Origin of the sequence: Roseateles subflavus (genome assembly GCF_030285365.1) — a bacterium.
Taxonomy (GTDB): Bacteria; Pseudomonadota; Gammaproteobacteria; order Burkholderiales; family Burkholderiaceae_C; genus Roseateles_B; species Roseateles_B subflavus.
This window is the reverse complement of the sequence record NZ_JASVDS010000004.1, coordinates 269,626-286,746: the sequence shown is the minus strand read 5'-3', so window position 1 is coordinate 286,746 and position 17,121 is coordinate 269,626. Positions and strand designations below refer to the sequence as shown.

12 protein-coding genes are annotated in these 17,121 nt (G+C 69.7%); 1 reads left to right on the top strand and 11 read right to left on the bottom strand.

The genetic code is table 11. The features are described 5' to 3' along the window. Positions 1-7: 7 nt before the first annotated feature. Complete coding sequence (locus QRD43_RS15630) at positions 8-2,164, bottom strand: phosphocholine-specific phospholipase C (RefSeq protein ID WP_285983429.1); 2,157 nt, start codon at positions 2,162-2,164, stop codon at positions 8-10. A 441-nt stretch (positions 2,165-2,605) separates the two neighbouring features. Between QRD43_RS15630 and QRD43_RS15625 the strand changes: the two genes are divergently transcribed. Next, on the top strand, positions 2,606-2,875 hold the full coding sequence (locus QRD43_RS15625) for a hypothetical protein (protein ID WP_285983428.1): 270 nt from the start codon (positions 2,606-2,608) through the stop codon (positions 2,873-2,875). A 126-nt stretch (positions 2,876-3,001) separates the two neighbouring features. Here QRD43_RS15625 and QRD43_RS15620 read toward each other — a convergent pair whose 3' ends face one another. The 10 genes from QRD43_RS15620 to infB form a co-directional block, all read right to left on the bottom strand. After that, on the bottom strand, positions 3,002-3,568 hold the full coding sequence (locus QRD43_RS15620; RefSeq protein WP_285983427.1) for a hypothetical protein: 567 nt from the start codon (positions 3,566-3,568) through the stop codon (positions 3,002-3,004). A gap of 4 nt (positions 3,569-3,572) precedes the next feature. Then, entirely contained in the window at positions 3,573-3,941 is a 369-nt protein-coding gene (locus QRD43_RS15615) for a hypothetical protein (RefSeq protein ID WP_285983426.1), read from the bottom strand. 163 nt (positions 3,942-4,104) lie between these two features. Beyond that, positions 4,105-6,396: a M14 family zinc carboxypeptidase gene (locus QRD43_RS15610; protein WP_285983425.1), complete on the bottom strand. Its 2,292-nt coding sequence runs from the start codon at positions 6,394-6,396 to the stop codon at positions 4,105-4,107. A gap of 397 nt (positions 6,397-6,793) precedes the next feature. Continuing rightward, positions 6,794-8,455 (bottom strand): formate--tetrahydrofolate ligase, encoded by a 1,662-nt coding sequence (locus QRD43_RS15605; protein ID WP_285983424.1) that lies wholly within the window; start codon positions 8,453-8,455, stop codon positions 6,794-6,796. 112 nt (positions 8,456-8,567) lie between these two features. Beyond that, entirely contained in the window at positions 8,568-9,686 is a 1,119-nt protein-coding gene (locus QRD43_RS15600; RefSeq protein WP_285983423.1) for an enoyl-CoA hydratase/isomerase family protein, read from the bottom strand. 46 nt (positions 9,687-9,732) lie between these two features. Further along, positions 9,733-10,614, bottom strand: coding sequence for a DMT family transporter (locus tag QRD43_RS15595; protein ID WP_285983422.1), 882 nt, complete (start codon positions 10,612-10,614; stop codon positions 9,733-9,735). A gap of 122 nt (positions 10,615-10,736) precedes the next feature. Beyond that, positions 10,737-12,569 (bottom strand): translational GTPase TypA, encoded by a 1,833-nt coding sequence (gene typA, locus QRD43_RS15590; RefSeq protein ID WP_285983421.1) that lies wholly within the window; start codon positions 12,567-12,569, stop codon positions 10,737-10,739. Between the two features lie 91 nt (positions 12,570-12,660). Further along, complete coding sequence (gene truB, locus QRD43_RS15585; protein ID WP_285983420.1) at positions 12,661-13,659, bottom strand: tRNA pseudouridine(55) synthase TruB; 999 nt, start codon at positions 13,657-13,659, stop codon at positions 12,661-12,663. 36 nt (positions 13,660-13,695) lie between these two features. Beyond that, on the bottom strand, positions 13,696-14,079 hold the full coding sequence (gene rbfA, locus QRD43_RS15580) for a 30S ribosome-binding factor RbfA (protein WP_285983419.1): 384 nt from the start codon (positions 14,077-14,079) through the stop codon (positions 13,696-13,698). Positions 14,080-14,153: 74 nt separating this feature from the next. After that, positions 14,154-17,114 (bottom strand): translation initiation factor IF-2, encoded by a 2,961-nt coding sequence (gene infB / locus QRD43_RS15575; RefSeq protein ID WP_285983418.1) that lies wholly within the window; start codon positions 17,112-17,114, stop codon positions 14,154-14,156. Positions 17,115-17,121 lie beyond the last annotated feature (7 nt).

Genomic DNA, 17,121 nt, shown 5'->3' with positions numbered 1-17,121 from the left:
GTTCCGTTCACGCGGTGGTGGGTTGATCGAGCCGGGCGGCACCCTGCAGCGCCGGGTCGCTGATGGAGGGCTTGCCGTCCTCGAGATGGCCGGCGAAGCGGCGCAGCCAGCCGCCGAGCCCCTTCACGCGCAGGCTGAAGTCGTACCAGTTCTGGCTGGCCGCCAGCGGGATGCGCAGGCTCGTGCGGCTGCGCGCCACGACGGTGATCTCACGCGGCGTGGCGGCCAGGTATTTGTTGGCCTGGAGCACGAACGTGCAGGGCGCCCCGCCCTCGTTGACGAGATCGATCAGCAGCTCGCCGCTGGCGCGCGCACTGCGCAGCACGAGCTCGGGCGCGGCGCTGCCGCCCGGGCGCCGCGCATCGCCGGCGATGTGGCGATGGAAGCCGTTGGGGCCGAGCACCCAGAGGTCATAGGCCCCGGTCGTGGTCCAGCGGCCCTGCAGCTGCTTGCCGGCCTCGACGGTGTAGCGGCGCGGCATCTGGTCCAGCGCGAGCCGGTCATAGACATGGAACACCGCGCCCTGCTCGCCGGCGTTCTCGAAGGTGAGCAAGACCTGACCCCCAGCCGCCGGAACCTGCGCCTGCACCTGCAGCTCGTAGGGCAGCGAGCGTGCCGGGCGCACACCGGCCTGCTGCACCGGCGCGGCGAGCGTGGTGGGCGTGGCGGGCGCCTTGGTGCCCGGCAGCGCCAGCGCGCGCGCGCGGCGCTCGGCCGTGGCGGGCAGCAGCTGCAGGAAGCCCTGGTCGTCGGGATTGGCGAAGTCGAAGCAGGACTGCAGGTCGCCGCAGACGGCGCGCCGCCAGGGGCTGATCAGCGGCTCCTGCACGCCGAAGCGCGCGGCGATGAAGCGCAGCACCGAGCTGTGATCGGCCACCTGCGAGTTGACCCAGCCGCCCTTGGTCCAGGGCGAGACCACGTACATCGGCACGCGCGGGCCCAGGCCATAGGGGCGGTGATGGGTGCGCGCATCGGCGCCGTTGAGCACATGGTGATACTCGCCCGTGGTGTCGACCGTCGACGCGCCGGCCAGCTGCGCCTTGGCGGGATCGGCGTCGTAGCTGAGGAAGGACGGCACGGCCGGCGGCGGCACGTGGTCGAAGAAGCCGTCGTTCTCGTCGAAGTTGATGAACAGGACGGTCTTGCTCCACACCTCCGGATTGGACGTCAGCGCGTCCAGCACGCGCGCCGTGTAGTCGGCGCCCGAAGCGGGGCTCGAGGGCCCCGGGTGCTCCGAGCCCTCGGCGGTGGCGACGATCCAGCTGACTTGCGGAAGGCGGTTGGCCAGCACGTCGGCCTTGAGCAGGTCGAGGTCGCGCGTGCTGATGCCGCGCTCGCGCAGCGCCTGCGAGTAGCCCGCGCGTTCGTACCAGGCGTCGCGGAACGGCCGGAAGCCGGCCAGCGGGTTGTCGGTGAAGTTGTCCGACATGTTCTGGTAGACCTGCCAGGAGATGCCCGCGGCCTGCAGGCGCTCGGGGTAGGTCGTCCAGCGGTAGTCCGTGTTGCGGTCGGTGTTGAACCACTCGCGGCTGTTGTCCGTGCTCGGGCCGCCCGCAACGCCCAGCGGATCGTTGTGGCCGGTCCACAGGAACAGGCGGTTGGTGTTGGTGCCGGTCTGGGTGGCGCAGTGGTAGTGGTCGCACAGCGTGAACGCCCGCGCCAGCGCGAACTGGAACGGCAGGTCGGACTCGCTGAAGTAGCCCAGCGCGTGGTTCTGCTTGGCATTGCACCAGTCGTTCATGCGGCCGTGGTCCCAGGCGAGCTGGGCATCCAGCCAGGCGTGCGGGGTGCCCGCGACGCGCATCAGCGCGAAGTCCTGGGTCGTGTTCAGCGGGAACGGTGCGATCGCCCGGCGCTGGCCCCAGTCCGGCCGCCCCGGCACCGGGTTGCCGCCCTGGGTGGGCTGCACGAACACGCTCTTGCGGGTGAAGAGGCCCGGGCGATCCTTGACGGGGGCCGGGAACGGGTCACCAAAGCCGCGAACGCCGGCCAGCGTCCCGAAGTAATGGTCGAAGCTGCGGTTCTCCTGCGTCAGCACGACGATGTGCTCGACGTCCTGCAGGCTGCGCGTGCGTTGGTTGGCGGGGATGGCCAGGGCTCTGGCAATGGCGGGCGGAAAGCTGGCCAGGACGGCGCTGGCGCGGAGGAAGTCGCGGCGGCTCATCGTGCGGCTCCCCGGCGGTGGCTCAGGCGGCAGCGCGCCTGGGTCGCGAGCAGAGCCGCGACGGGCGTGGATCGGGACATGGAAGTCTCCTCAATGGCAGGGTGAAGTGAGGCTCGGACGTCGTTCGCGGCGCCACTGTAGGCAGCGCTCGTGAAGGCGGGGTGACAGTTCCGCGACCCCTTGCCGGCGCCATGCAGGGACCGCACGCCGGTGACGGACGGCGGGTCCCCGCCCTGCCCTGTTACCGCCCTGCCAGCCCCCTGTCACCACCCTGCCACGGTCCCGGGCCGCAGGGCCCTGCGAGGGCGGCGTCGGCCGTCACGCCGATGTGGCCCGGCGTCAGGCGGACGCGGCCCGGCGCGCCTGGCCAAGGCGCGCGCCGAGGCCGAGGAGACCCAGGCCCGCAACGACGACCTGCAGCAGCTGCGCCGGGGCATCACCTTGAGGGCGCGCACCTGCCCAGATGGCGAAGGCAAGTACGACGTGGTCGCCACCCGGCCGCGCATCAAGCCCGAACAGGTGAGCTGCGTGGACATCCACGACGAGGCGCTGTGCCCCGGCCAGGTGGTCGGCAGCCCGGGCGTGGGCAAGAACTTCATCGGCGTCTCCACCGACTGCTTCATGGGCGACACCTACACCGTCGACCCCAAGCCCGCCTGCCCGGTCAAGGAGGTCCGGGTGGAGCTGCGCGACGTGCGGGCTTGCGAGTGAGCGGCAGGGTGGCGCGCCGGGCCCCGAGGCACTCCTCGCTGATGCGACGGACGTGCGGCACGACGCCGGCCTTGCAGCATTGACGCCCGCTCGCCGCAGCGCCGCGAACGCCGGGGCGGAGTGCCCTCAGCGTGAAGCCGCGGGGGCCGGCAGCGGTGCCGGCAGCTCGCACTTCAGGCCTTGCCCGAGGCCGCGCAGATAGGCGCGACGGGCCAGGCCCGCTGCGATCGCCGAGGTCACCTCGCGGTTGTAGCGCTCGGCGCCGCTCAGCTTGCGGATCCAGCCCCGGAAGGGCAGCAGCCCCTCGGTGGCCCCCCGCAGGCCGCTGACGGCGGCGTCGCCGAAGGCATCACCGGCCTTGCCGAACCAGTCCGGCTCACCGGCGGCGCGGGGGCTGTCCAGGTCCTGACCCAGCACCTCGTTGAGGCCCGCCAGCTGCTGCATCAGCGCCGGGCAGTCCGCCGGGCGCGCATAGGGCGCCTGGCGTGAGGCCAGCAACGCGTCCGGAATCTTGGCGCGGACCAGGTTCAGATCGTTCAGCGGCGAGGTGGCCGCCTCGGCCAGACGGTCGCCCGTGTCGGCCTTCTGGCCCGGGGTGTGGACGGTCTGCACCGCGCAGGCCGACAGGCCGGCCAGCAGCACGAGGGAGGCCAGCCACGGCCGCGAAGTCTTGGGGCTAAGGGGTTGGGTCATGGCCCTACTGTATGACAGCCCAGGCCTCCGCCCAGCGATCGAGGTCCGGCGGGCACTGTTTCTTGTTGCCGAAGACGATGGCCTTGCCGCGGCCGCGTTCCGTCTTCATGCCTTCCGCGCGCGCCGCGGGCATCACGAAGACCATGGGATAGGCCCGCGGCTCCTCGAAGCGCTTGTAGTTCAGCAGCACGTAGAAGCGCTGGTCGAGCTCGCCCTCCGGCTCCTCGTTGACCAGCCAGCGGCCGTTGTCGGGCACGCCCCGCACCACGACCTCCAGCTGCCGTCCGGCGGGCGTCTTGACCAGCAGCTCCACGCCGCCCATGCCACCCAGCGTCGGCACCACCTGGTGGCCCTGACGCATCAGCTGGCTCATCACGAAAAATTCGGCCGCACGGCTCACCGCGCGCTCTTTACTGCTCCGGGACAAACACTCACTCCTGCTCGATGACAACACACCTCCGCCGCGCCGGGCGGCGCGGCGGGGGCGCGATTGTGCAACAAGTTCGCGGGGGTGCGGACGGTCCCCGCGAAAGGGCTCAGGGCGTGTAGCTGAGCTTGATCTGCGCGCCGCTGTAGCTGCGGTAGCCGTAGACCCCGATGTACAGCCAGCCGGAGGGCGGGTTGCTCAGCGTGCAGGTCTCGGCATTCGTCGAGCCCTGCTTGCGGCAGCTGTAGGTGCTGCTCGTGGGCTTGGCGCCGCTGCGCGTGAAGAGGTCCAGGTCGCCGCTGCCGCCGCTGGTCGCCACGGTCAAGGTGGTGGTGCCCGCCGGCACCGCGACCTTCCAGTAGCGCCAGCTGCCGGTGGCGCCGGCCAGCCCGGTCACGACCTGACCCTTGGCCAGCACGGGCACGCCGTCGTCACTGAGCTGCACGAGCTGGCTGGTGCTGGCACTGAGGCCCTCGTTGTCCGTCACGGTCAGTTGCACGGTGTAGCTGCCGGCCGCCGCATAGCTGTGACTGGCGGAAGCCCCGCTGCCGCTGCTGCCGTCGCCGAAGTTCCAGGCGCGCGTGGCGATGCTGCCGTCATCGGTGCTCGCGTCGGTGAACTGCACCGCCAGGCCGTTCACGCTGGTGGTGAACGCGGCCTGCGGCGGCTGCCCTCCCCCGCCACTGCCGATGTCGAGGAAGACGGCACTGAACGCGCCCCAGTTGCCCGCGGCGTCCTTGCCCCGCACGTAGACCAGGTGCCGGCCGGTGGCCAGGCCCGTGGTGTCGAGCGCCCCTCGCACGGCCTCGGCGCTGCTGTTGAAGCCGCCATCGACGGCCGCCAGCGGCACCGCACGCGCGCCGGCCAGCCACGGCGGCACGTCGAGATAGGCCTCCGCCGCCGCGATGGCCTGGGTGGGCTCGGTGCCGTTGCTCTGGTTGTAGCGGGTGTCGTCCACGCGAGCGTCCAGCGTCACGGGCGTGCCGGCCGTGACCCGGCTGGCCGAGAGCGCCAGCTGCGTGACGTCCGGCCCTGCCGGCGTCTGGTAGGGCGTGCGCACCACCTTGGCCGCATAGATCAGCGCCGGCATGTTCCCCGGCAGCAGCGTGTTGTTGTAGTAGCTGCACTGCTCGAAGAAGGCCGTGCCCAGCTCGAACGTGAAGGCCGCCACGCCCAGCTCGCCGTAGCTCGGGTCGTCGCTCGTGCCGTCCGTCTCGTAGAGGTCCAGCGAGCGCTGCGGCGTGTGGCCGTTCCAGTAGGCGAACTTGCGGCCCAGGGTGGCCAGCTGCGTGTCATTGCCCGCCACGGCGCCGTTCGTGCCCCAGGGCCACAGCAGCAGGCGGCCGTGGCTGTGGATGTCGAGGTGGATGCCGCTCGTGTCCAGCGGCGCGGGGTCCGTGCGGTTGGGACCGCGACGGTCCGGCCACAGCGAGCGGATGTAGGCCTCGACGGCACGGGTCTCGGGCTCCGAGGCCGCGCTGGGGCCGCGGTAGGTCTCATCGCAGGCGTTGCCGCTGGAACCGCGGCCGTTGGTGCTGTTCCAGTCGAAGCTGAAGTTGCGGTTCAGGTCCGCGCCGCGGTTGTTGCTGGTGGCGCCGCAGTAGGCCGTGTTCGTGTTCTTGCGCCACAGCAGGCCCGTCTCAGCCTTCTTGCGGCCATCGGGGTTGGTCGCCAGCAGCAGGTGGATCTCGTGGTGATCGAGGATCCAGGTCGCATCCGCGTCAACGCCGTAGCCATTGAGCAGGCGGCGGGCGAACTCCAGCACCAGGGGCGTGGTGGCGTACTCGCGCGCATGGATGCCGGCATTCACGAAGAGCTTGGGCTTGCTGCCGCCGATGGCGCTGTTGGTGAGCTTGAGCACGCGCAGGTCATAGCCGCTGGCGCCGCGGCTCTTCTCCCAGGAGTCGCCGATGTCGATCCAGCTCGCCAGCGTCGGCTTGGAGGCCGCCATGCCCTGCGCCTCGGTGAAGACCTCCTCGACGGTCGGATAGCAGCTGTAGTTCGGGATGCCCGCCAGCAGCTGCCGCTGTCCGGCCGCCAGCGCATGCCGGCGCCGCTCGCCCGATTCCATCAGCGCCTGCTCGCGCTGCTGGGTGAGCCAGTGCGGATCGGCCTCCAGGCGAAAGCCCAGGGCGCGCAGCTCGCGCGCCTCGTCGGCATTCACCTGCACGATCACGTAGCCCAGCTCGTAGGGCGAGGCCAGCGTCTCGAAGCGGCCATGCGCGATGGCGCGGGCCTTGCGGACGTCGTCGAAGTAGGCACGCATGGTCTGGCGCTCGGCCGGCATGCGGCCGGGAACGAAGGTCTGCGTGACGGGATCGGCCACGGCGGCGTCAGCACCGCACAAGGCCAGCGCGGCCAGCGCCGAGGCCAGGGGATGCATCCAAACTGCTTGCTTCATCTCGATCTCCTGCGATGACGCAGGCAGCAAGACAGCAGCGTCCGACGCCACCCGGGACTGCAGCGGTGCCGGCCGCGCGGGACTTGCGGCCTGCCGTTGGACGCCGCCGTCAGGGCGCGCGTCCAGGGTTGATGGAGGCGGCCTGGGTCGTGGTGCGACCCGGACTGCCCTGCAAAAACACCGAGAGATCCCCTGCCCCGGCGGCCTGCGCCGAAGCTCCCTGGCCTGTTGTGGTTGATGCATGCGGCCGCCTCGCGACGAGGTGCGCACGGCGGCGGGCCCTGGCGCCCGAAGCCATGGCTTCGCCGCGCCTGAGGGAGTATCGGCAGGCCCGGGCCGCCGCGGCCCCGTGCCTACCCTTGGCAGTGCACGCCCCGCGGGGCCGGGGTGTCCCGCTTCAGAACAGGCCGTGGATGCGCCCGCCGTCGTCCAGCCCGATGCGTTCGGCCGCCGGCGAGCGCGGCAGGCCGGGCATGGTCATGATGTCCCCGCAGATGGCGGTGACGAACTCCGCCCCGGCATGCAGGCGCAGCTCGCGCACGCGCAGTCGGTGCCCCTCGGGTGCACCCAGACGCTTGGCGTCGCTGCTGAAGGAGTACTGCGTCTTGGCGATGCACACCGGCAGGTGGCCGTAGCCCAGCGCCGTGACCTCCTCGAGCTGCTTCGCCGCCGCGGGCTCGACGTCCACGCCGTCTGCGCCATAGATGCGCGTGGCCACGGCGTTCAGCTTGGCGGCGAGGCTGTCGCTGTCCTCGTACAACAGGCCCAGCGGCGGCGCGCTGCCCTCGCAGGCCTGCACCACGGCGCGGGCCAGGTCCTCGGCACCGGCCCCGCCCTGCGCCCAGTGGCTGGCGAGCACGCAGCGCACGCCGAGGCGCTCGCAGGCGGCCTCCACAAGGGCGATCTCCTCCGGCGTGTCACCGTCGAAGCGGTTGATGGAGACGATGGCCGGCAGGCGGTAGTGCTGCTGCACATTGCGCACGTGGCGTTCCAGGTTCGGCAGCCCCAGGCGAAGCGCTTCGAGCCCGTCGGCGCCCTGCCCGTGGTGCTTGAGCGCCCGGATGGTCGCGACGAGCACCGCGCAGGACGGTTGCAGGCCCGACTTGCGGCACTTGATGTCGATGAACTTCTCCGCGCCCAGGTCCGCGCCGAAGCCGGCCTCGGTGACGACGTAGTCCGCGAGCCGCAGCGCGGTGCGCGTCGCCATCACGGAGTTGCAGCCATGCGCGATGTTGGCGAAGGGCCCGCCGTGCACGAAGGCCGGATGGCCCTCCAGCGTCTGCACGAGGTTGGGCTGGATGGCGTCCTTGAGCAGCGCGGCCATGGCGCCGTCGGCCTGCAGGTCGCGGGCCGTGACGGGCTTCTTGTCCGCGGTGTAGCCCACGATGATCTGCCCCAGCCGCCGCTTGAGGTCGGCCAGGGAATCCGCCAGGCACAGGATGGCCATGACCTCGGACGCCACCACGATGTCGAAACCGTCCTCGCGCGGGTAGCCGTTGCCCGGCCCGCCCAGCGCGGCGGTGATCTGGCGCAGCGCACGGTCGTTCATGTCCACCACGCGGCGCCAGCTGATGCGGCGCACGTCCAGCCCCAGCACGTTGCCGTGGTGGATGTGGTTGTCCAGCATCGCGGCCAGCAGGTTGTTGGCGAGGGCAATGGCGTGGAAGTCGCCCGTGAAGTGGAGGTTGATGTCCTCCATGGGCACGACCTGCGCATGGCCGCCGCCCGCCGCGCCGCCCTTCATGCCGAAGCAGGGGCCGAGCGAGGGCTCGCGCAGGCAGATGATGGTGTTGGCGCCGATGCGGTTGAGCCCGTCGCCCAGGCCCACCGTGGTGGTGGTCTTGCCCTCCCCCGGCGGGGTCGGGGTGATGGCCGTCACGAGCACGAGCTTGCCGCGCACCGGCAGCTTCTCGAGGCGACGCAGCGCCGGCAGGCTCAGCTTGGCCTTGTAGTGGCCGTAGGGCACCAGCTCGTCTTCGTGAAGGCCGAGGCGCTCCTGCGCGAGGGGAAGGATCTTGCGCAGCGTGGCGGCCTGGGCAATCTCGATATCGGTGGGCATGCGGCGCTCCTGGTGGGATCGAAGGGCGCCTCGCAAAAGCGAAGGCGCGTCAGGGCCGGTAGGCCCTGCGCGCCATTGTGGTGCCAGCTCCCGCCGGGGAGCAAGGGTCAGGTCATGCCAGATCGCTCAGGGGATGATCCTGCGCAGACCAGGGACTCTGGAAGAAGGCCGCCACCATCTCGGGCGTCACGTCCTCGATGCGGGACGGATTCCAGCGCGGGGCATGGTCCTTGTCCACGGCCAGGGCACGGATGCCCTCGACGGTCTCGCTGGCGGCACCCGGGCGCAGGTGGAAACAGCGGTGCACGAGGTCCCGCTCCATGCGCAGGTCGTCCGCAAGGCTCAGGGTGCGCGCGCGGCGCACCTGCTCCAGCGTCACGGCCATCATCAGCGGTGAGCGCTTGCGCAGCGTGGCCAGCGCGTGGCGCGCCCATTCACTGTCGTCCGCGGCCAGCGAGGCCATGATCGCCTCCACGCTGGCAGCGCCGAAGTGGCGGTCGATCTGCTGGCGCAGCTCGCGGTGGTCCGGCGTCGGGGCCAGGTCCACGCGTTCCATGACGGTGGCCACGACATGCTCGGCGCTGGTCTGCGGGCCCTGGCGCAGGGCCTGGATCAGCTCGGGCAGCACGCTGCTTTGCACGTACACATCGCCCAGGCCCATTTCGATGGCATCGCCCGCGGCGATCGGATGGCCGGTCAGCGCCAGCCACTCGCCCGTGTGGCCCGGGCACTGGCCCAGGAAGAAGCCGCCGCCGACATCGGGGAAGAGGCCGATGTTGGTCTCGGGCATGGCCAGCTTGGAATGCTCGGTCAGCACCCGCAGGCGGGCGCCCTGGCTGATGCCCATGCCGCCGCCCATCACGACGCCGTCCATCAGGGCGATGTAGGGCTTGGGGAAGCGGTGGATCAGGTGGTTGAGCGCGTACTCCTCGGTGAAGAAGTCCTCGAGTGCCGTGTCCCCGGCCAGCGCGGCCTGGTGGAAGAAGCGGATGTCACCGCCCGCGCAGAATGCCGCCGGCTTGCCCTCGCGGCCCTGGCCCAGGATGGCGACCGCCTGGATGGCGGGCTCGGCGGCCCAGGCCTTCAGCAGCGCGGTCAGGTCGCGGATCATGGCCAGCGAGAGCGCGTTGAGCGCCTGCGGCCGGTTCAACGTGATCAGGCCCAGGCAGCCGTTCACCTCGGCCAGGATCTGGCCTTCGGACTGCAATTGCGGGATCAGGGGGGACGTCATGACTACTCCGTTTTCTTGTTCAGGGCGCGTGTGCGCTCCTCGGCACTCAGCGCGCGCGCCGCCAGCCCAGCCATTCATTGCCGACCAGCGCGGCCAGCACCATAGCACCACCCCAGAGGGCCGAGGAAGACGGGACTTCCCCCGCACCCCACCAGGCCCACAGCACGCCGAAGATCACCTCCAGCAGGCCCAGCAGCGCCACTTCGGGCGCGGGCAGCACGCGGGTGAGGCGCACGACGAGCAGGCAGGGGATGGCCAGCTGCGTGAGGCCCAGGCCGGCCAGCAGGGTCAGGTCATGCGCCGTGGCCGCGAAGGGCCAGGCCATGGGCAGCGTCATCAGCGCGGAGAGCACCGCCCCGATCAGCACCGCCGGCAGCATGTCCGGCTTCTCCAGCGCCGGGTCCGCGTGGGCGATGCGCTGCAGCAGCGTCCAGTTCGTCGCCGCGGCCAGCGGCACGGCCAGCGCCACGCCCATGCCGGCCAGGCTGGCCGCGCTGCCCTGCATCTCGTGCCCGAACATCCAGGCGATGCCCACGCTGCCCAGCACGATGGCCACCCAGGTGCGAAGCGGCAGCCGGTGGTGCAGGAAGAGCCGCGAGAACAGCGCCGTCAGCAGCGGCCCCAGCGCCATCGTCACCAGCACATTGGCCACCGTGGTCATGGTGATGGCCATCATGAAGGCCGTGAACATCACCGACCAGCACAGCCCCGAGATCCACACCGCCCGCGGCGTGCGCGGCAGCTGCCGCCAGAACGCCGCCCCCCGCATCCACGACAGCGCCGCGACCAGCGACAGCGCATTGAACGCGCTGCGCCAGAACGTCACCTCGAAGCCCTTGGCCGCCTCCAGATGCCGCGACACCACCCCCGCCGTGCTCCACAGCAGGGTCACCAGAACCATCAACAGTACCGCTCGACGATGCTTCATGACGACAAAGCGGCCCCACCGGGGCCGCTCTCAACGATCTGGCTAGAACCCTCTCTCGGAGGGGGCTGGGGGAGCCCAATTCCCGCGCAAAGCGCAACGCATGGCGCGGGAAGCCGCAGCCCTCAGGCTGCGGATTCGCGCGACATGCGCTTGCGCTCGTGCTCGACCAGATAGCGCTTGCGCAGACGCACGCTCTTGGGCGTGATCTCGACCAGCTCGTCGTCGTCGATGAAGTCCACGCCGTACTCGAGCGTGAGGTCGATCGGCGGCGTGATCTTGATGGCGTCTTCCTTGCCGCTGACGCGGAAGTTGGTCAGCTGCTTGGTGCGGGTGGCGTTGACGACCAGATCGTTCTCGCGGTTGTGGATGCCGACGATCATGCCTTCGTAGACCGGATCGTTGGCCTTCACGAACATGCGGCCGCGGTCATCGAGCTTGCCCAGGGCGTAGGTGAAGATCTCACCGGCGTCCATCGAGATCAGCACGCCGTTCTTGCGACCGCCGATCTCGCCCTTGTGGGGCTCGTAGCCGTCGAAGATGGAGGAGATCAGGCCCGAGCCGCGCGTCAGGTTCATGAACTCGTTCGAGAAGCCGATCAGGCCGCGAGCCGGGATGCGGTACTCGAGGCGCACGCGGCCGTGGCCGTCCGGCTCCATGTTGACGAGGTCGCCCTTGCGCAGGCCCAGCGCCTGCATGACGCCGCCCTGGTGGATTTCTTCCACGTCGGCCGTCACCAGCTCCATCGGCTCGGACTTCACGCCGTCGATGTCCTTGAACATCACGCGGGGCTTGGACACGGCCAGCTCATAGCCTTCACGGCGCATGTTTTCCAGCAGGATGGTCAGGTGCAGTTCGCCCCGGCCGCAGACCTCGAAGATGCCGTCCTCGTCGGTTTCCTTCACGCGCAGGGCCACGTTGTGCTGCAGTTCCTTCTGCAGGCGGTCCCACAGCTGGCGGCTGGTCACGAACTTGCCTTCACGGCCGGCCAGCGGGCTGGTGTTGACGCAGAAGTTCATCGTGAGGGTCGGCTCGTCGACCTTCAGCATGGGCAGCGGCTGGGGGTTCACCGGGTCGGTGACCGTCACGCCGATGCCCACTTCGTCGATGCCGTTGACCAGCACGATGTTGCCCGGGCCGGCCTCGGTGACCTGCACGCGGTCCAGACCCTGGAAGGTCAGCACCTGGTTGATGCGGCCGGTGATGGTCTTGCCATCCGGGCCTTCCATCACGGCCACGTTCATGCCGGGCTTGATGGTGCCCTGGCTGATGCGGCCCACGCCGATGCGGCCGACGAAGGTCGAGAAGTCCAGCGCCGAGATCTGCAGCTGCAGCGGGGCGTTGGGGTCACCCTTCTGCGCCGGCACGTGCTTCAGGATGGTGTTGAACAGGGCCGACATGTCGGGGCCCCACTGCGCGCCGGGCTCGCCCTCTTCCAGCGAGGTCCAGCCGTTGATGCCCGAGGCGTAGACCACGGGGAAGTCCAGCTGCTCGTCGGTGGCGCCCAGCTTGTCGAACAGGTCGAAGGCGGCGTTGATGACGGCATCCGGCTTGGCACCGGGCTTGTCCACCTTGTTCACGACCACGATGGGGCGCAGGCCGAGGGCCAGGGCCTTCTTGGTCACGAAGCGGGTCTGGGGCATCGGGCCTTCCTGCGCGTCGATCAGCAGCACCACGCCGTCCACCATGGACAGGGCGCGCTCCACTTCGCCGCCGAAGTCCGCGTGGCCCGGGGTGTCCACGATGTTGATGTGCGTGCCTTCCCAGGACACGGCGCAGTTCTTCGCCAGGATGGTGATGCCGCGCTCGCGTTCGATGGCATTGCTGTCCATGACGGTGTCGACGACCTTCTCGTGGTCGGCAAAGGTGCCGCTCTGACGCAGCAGCTGGTCCACCATGGTGGTCTTGCCATGGTCAACGTGGGCAATGATGGCGATGTTGCGGATTTGGGTGCTCATAAATGCTCGCTAGGTAATCGTCTTGCGGCGCGGTACCGAAGTGCCGCCGCGTGGCAGTCGTTGGGCCGGTGTGGCCGGGAGGTCAGCCGGATCAGGCGCCGGGCCCGGCCAGGAGGGACTGCACCTCCTGCGGACTCAGCAGCCGATCGGCGATCAGCTCGCCGGCCTTCACATGTGCGCTGCCCAGGAATGCTTGAGGTTCGGGTCCGTAGACCCTGACCTGCCCGGCATCCGCGGCGGCAACGCGACGCCGCAGCCCGGAGAGGAATCGCCCGGCCTCGCCGGCATCCAGCCGGAGAGCGGGCCAGTCCTGCAGCAGGCTGTCCGGCGGGCGCAGGAGCGCCAGTCGCTCGTCCTCACTCATGGCCGCCAGGGCGTCCAGGGTGATGGCATCCTCGACGCGCAGCGGACCACTGCCGGTGCGCCGCAGCGCGCTCAAGTGCGCGCCACAGCCCAGCCGCTCGCCGATGTCCTCACCCAGGGTCCGGATGTACGTCCCCTTGGTGCAGCGCACGGCAATGCGAAGTTGTTGTGCCTCGCCATCCTGCCAATCCAGGATGTCGATGCGATGAATGGTGACGCGGCGGGCCGGGCGCTCGATGGTGATGCCCTGCCGTGCGTAGTCGTAGAGCGCCTTGCCCTCGTGCTTGAGCGCCGAGTGCATGGGCGGGACCTGGTCGATCTCGCCCGTGAAGGCCGCGCAGGCGGCCTCGATCTGCTCGCGGGTGACCGCCACCGGGCGGCGCTCCAGCACCTCGCCCTCGGCGTCGCCGGTGCTGGTCTTCACGCCCAGCTGCAGCACGGCCTCGTAGGCCTTGTCGGCGTCGAGGCTGACCTGGCTGAACTTGGTGCCCGCACCGAAGCACAGCGGCAGCAGGCCGGTCGCGAGCGGGTCCAGCGTGCCGGTATGGCCCGCCTTCTCGGCACGCAGCAGCCACTTCGCCTTCTGCAATGCATCGTTGCTGGACAGGCCCAGGGGCTTGTCCAGCAGGAGCACGCCGTGCACCGGCCGGCGCTGGATGCGCTGGCGCGGGGCACGGGCCGGCGCTGCGGGCGCCTGCTCGGGGGCGAAGTCGGTGGAACTGCTCAAGAGTCTCTTCTTCGGGATGGCGAGTCGGCGCGCGGCTCAGTCCTCGCGGTCGTCGTCTTCGTCCTTCACGCGGGTGGCATTGGCCTTGGCGATCAGGCTGCTCATCTCGGCCGCGCGCTCGATGCTGCGGTCGTAATGGAAATGCAGGGTCGGGACGGTGTGGATCTGCAGGCGCTTGAACAGGCCGTTGCGCAGGAAGCCGGCAGCCTCGTTCAGGGCCTCCGCCGACGCTTCCGGATCACCGACCAGCACCGAGAAGAAGACCTTGGCGTGGGCGTAGTCCGGCGTCACCTCGACGGCATTGACCGTGGCCATGCCGACGCGGGGATCCTTGAGCTCACGGATGAGCTCGGAGAGATCGCGCTGGATCTGGTCGGCCACCCGGAAGCCGCGGTTGGGAATGGAACGCTTGTGTCGCATGGTGGATTCCTTTCAAGCACAAACCCCGCCGCATTGCTGAGGCGGGGTTTGTCGGCCGAGGCCCGCTTGCCTTGTTACAGCGTACGCGCCACTTCCTTGATTTCAAAGAACTCGAGCTGATCGCCCTCAGCGATGTCGCTGTAGTTCTTGAGCTTGATACCGCACTCGAAGCCTTCCTTGACTTCCTTGACGTCGTCCTTCTCGCGGCGGACGGATTCGACCTCGCCCGTGTAGATGACGATGTTGTCGCGCAGCAGGCGGAACTTGGCGTTGCGGCGCACCAGGCCGGACGTGACCATGGAGCCGGCCACCGTGCCGATCTTGGAGGCCACGAAGACCATGCGGATCTCGGCGGTACCGAGCGCTTCTTCCTTCTGCTCCGGCGCCAGCATGCCGCCCATCGCTGCCTTCACCTCATCCACGGCGTCGTAGATGATGTTGTAGTAGCGCAGGTCGACGCCGTTGTGCTCGGCCAGCTTGCGGGCACCCGCGTCAGCACGGGTGTTGAAGCCGATGATGATGGCCTTGGAGGCGATCGCCAGGTTGACGTCGGACTCGCTGATGCCACCCACGGCGGCGTGCACGATCTGCACCTTGACCTCGTCGGTCGACAGCTTGAGCAGCGAGGCCGCCAGGGCTTCCTGCGAGCCTTGCACGTCGGCCTTGATGATCAGCGGCAGGGTCTGGACATCGCCGGCAGCCATGTCGGAGAACATGTTCTCCAGCTTGGCGGCCTGCTGCTTGGCCAGCTTGACGTCGCGGTACTTGCCTTGGCGGAAGGTGGCCACTTCACGGGCGCGGCGCTCGTCGGCCAGCACCATGAACTCGTCACCGGCCTGCGGCACTTCGGTCAGGCCCTGGATTTCCACGGGGATGGACGGACCGGCTTCCTGGGACGGCTTGCCGTCCTCGTCCAGCATGGCGCGCACACGGCCGTAGGTCGAACCGGCCAGCACCACGTCGCCGCGCTTGAGCGTGCCGCTCTGCACCAGCACCGTGGCCACGGGGCCGCGGCCCTTGTCCAGCTTGGCTTCGATCACGAGACCCTTGGCCATGGAGGCCACGGGCGCCGTCAGCTCCAGCACTTCGGCCTGCAGCAGCACCTGTTCCAGCAGGGCATCGACGCCCTCGCCGGTCTTGGCGGACACGGGCACGAACGGGGAATCGCCGCCGAACTCTTCCGGCACCACTTCCTCGGCCACCAGCTCGCTCTTCACGCGGTCCAGGTTGGCACCGGGCTTGTCGATCTTGTTGATCGCCACGACCAGGGGCACGCCGGCCGCCTTGGCATGGTGGATGGCTTCCTTGGTCTGCGGCATGACGCCGTCATCGGCCGCAACGACCAGGATGACTATGTCGGTCGCCTTGGCACCGCGGGCACGCATGGCCGTGAAGGCCTCGTGACCCGGGGTGTCCAGGAAGCTGATCATGCCGCGCGGCGTGTCGACGTGGTAGGCGCCGATGTGCTGCGTGATGCCGCCGGCTTCGCCCGCGGCCACGCGGGCACGGCGGATGTAGTCCAGCAGCGAGGTCTTGCCGTGGTCGACGTGACCCATGACGGTCACGACCGGCGCGCGCGGCAGCAGCTCGTGTTCCTTGTCGGCGTCGGCGCCCTCTTCTTCCAGGAAGGCATCCGGATCGTCCAGCTTGGCGGCAAACGCCTTGTGGCCCATTTCCTCGACCACGATCATGGCCGTTTCCTGGTCCAGCTGCTGGTTGATGGTGACCATCTGGCCCAGCAGCATCAGCTTCTTGATGACCTCGGAGGCCTTGATGGACATCTTGTGGGCCAGGTCCGCCACCGAGATGGTCTCGGGGATGTGGACCTCTTGCACCACGGGTTCCGACGGCGCCGAGAAGTTGCCATGACCGCCACGGTCGTTGCGGTCGCCACGGCGGCCTGCGCCACCCTTGGGCGCGCGCCAGCCCGGGCTGCGCGAGGCGCCGGCGGGTGCGGTGTCACCGCGGGTCTTGAGGCCGCGCTTCTTGGCGGCGTCATCGGCCCAGCTGGACGACAGCTTCTCGCTCTTGACGGACTTCTTGTCGCCCGGCTTGGCGCCGGCACCGGCGGTGGCACCGGCAGGCGCGGCGCCCGGAGCGCCGACCTTCTTGTGGATGGTGCCCTTGATTTCCTTCGCGGGCTCGACAGGCTTGGGCTCTTCCTTCTTCGCGACCAGCACCTTCTTGGGTGCATTCATCATCGCGCGGATGGCGGCAGCCTCGGCCTCGGCGGCCTTGCGGCGGCGCTCGAGGTCGGCCTGGCGCTGCTTCTCGTCGGCGGCGCTGTCGCCGGCCTTCACGACACGCAGCTGAGGCTTGGGCGGCTCGACGGGCGCGGCAGCCACCGGTGCGGCGGGCGCGGCCACGGGAGCGGGCGCAGGAGCCGGTGCCGGTGCCGGTGCAGCAGCGGCCGGGGCCGGCTTGCCTTCAGCGGCGGCCTTGGCGGCAGCTTCGGCGGCGGCCTTGGCGGCGGCCTCGGCAGCAGCCTTGGCGGCGGCTTCGGCAGCGGCCTTGGCTTGCGCCTCGGCGGCCACGCGGGCCTCTTCGTCGCGGCGGCGCTGCTCTTCGGCTTCGCGGGCGCGGCGCTCGGTCTCCTCACGCTCACGCATGCGGGCCGCCAGCTCCTCTTCCTGCTTGCGCAGGGCGTCGGCCTGGGCGCGGGCTTCTTCCTCGCGGCGCTGCAGCTCGGCTTCCTGCTCGGCCTGCAGATTGGACTCGTCCACGCCGGAGGCGTCGTCACGCTTGACGAACACGCGCTTCTTGCGCACCTCGACCTGGATGGTGCGGGCCTTGCCGCTGGCATCGGCCTGCTTGATCTCGCTGGTGGACTTGCGGGTCAGCGTGATCTTCTTACGTTCGGCGCTGCTGGTGCCGTGCGCGGTGCGCAGGTAGTCCAGCAGCCGCTCCTTGTCGGCTTCGTTGAGCGCATCTTCGGCAGACGCCTTCTTGACGCCGGCAGCTTGAAGCTGCTCAAGCAGCGTGCTGGCAGGCCTGTTCAGCTCTGCAGCAAACTGGGCGACGGTGGTCACGGCCATGTGGGAA

Excerpts from the sequence above, each read along its gene's own strand:
- QRD43_RS15630 (WP_285983429.1), bottom strand. The coding sequence starts at position 2,164 with ATGAGCCGCCGCGACTTCCTCCGCGCCAGCGCCGTCCTGGCCAGCTTT.
- QRD43_RS15620 (WP_285983427.1), bottom strand. The coding sequence starts at position 3,568 with ATGACCCAACCCCTTAGCCCCAAGACTTCGCGGCCGTGGCTGGCCTCC.
- QRD43_RS15615 (WP_285983426.1), bottom strand. The coding sequence starts at position 3,941 with ATGAGCCAGCTGATGCGTCAGGGCCACCAGGTGGTGCCGACGCTGGGT.
- QRD43_RS15610 (WP_285983425.1), bottom strand. The coding sequence starts at position 6,396 with ATGAAGCAAGCAGTTTGGATGCATCCCCTGGCCTCGGCGCTGGCCGCG.
- QRD43_RS15605 (WP_285983424.1), bottom strand. The coding sequence starts at position 8,455 with ATGCCCACCGATATCGAGATTGCCCAGGCCGCCACGCTGCGCAAGATC.
- QRD43_RS15600 (WP_285983423.1), bottom strand. The coding sequence starts at position 9,686 with ATGACGTCCCCCCTGATCCCGCAATTGCAGTCCGAAGGCCAGATCCTG.
- QRD43_RS15595 (WP_285983422.1), bottom strand. The coding sequence starts at position 10,614 with ATGAAGCATCGTCGAGCGGTACTGTTGATGGTTCTGGTGACCCTGCTG.
- typA (WP_285983421.1), bottom strand. The coding sequence starts at position 12,569 with ATGAGCACCCAAATCCGCAACATCGCCATCATTGCCCACGTTGACCAT.
- rbfA (WP_285983419.1), bottom strand. The coding sequence starts at position 14,079 with ATGCGACACAAGCGTTCCATTCCCAACCGCGGCTTCCGGGTGGCCGAC.
- infB (WP_285983418.1), bottom strand. The coding sequence starts at position 17,114 with ATGGCCGTGACCACCGTCGCCCAGTTTGCTGCAGAGCTGAACAGGCCT.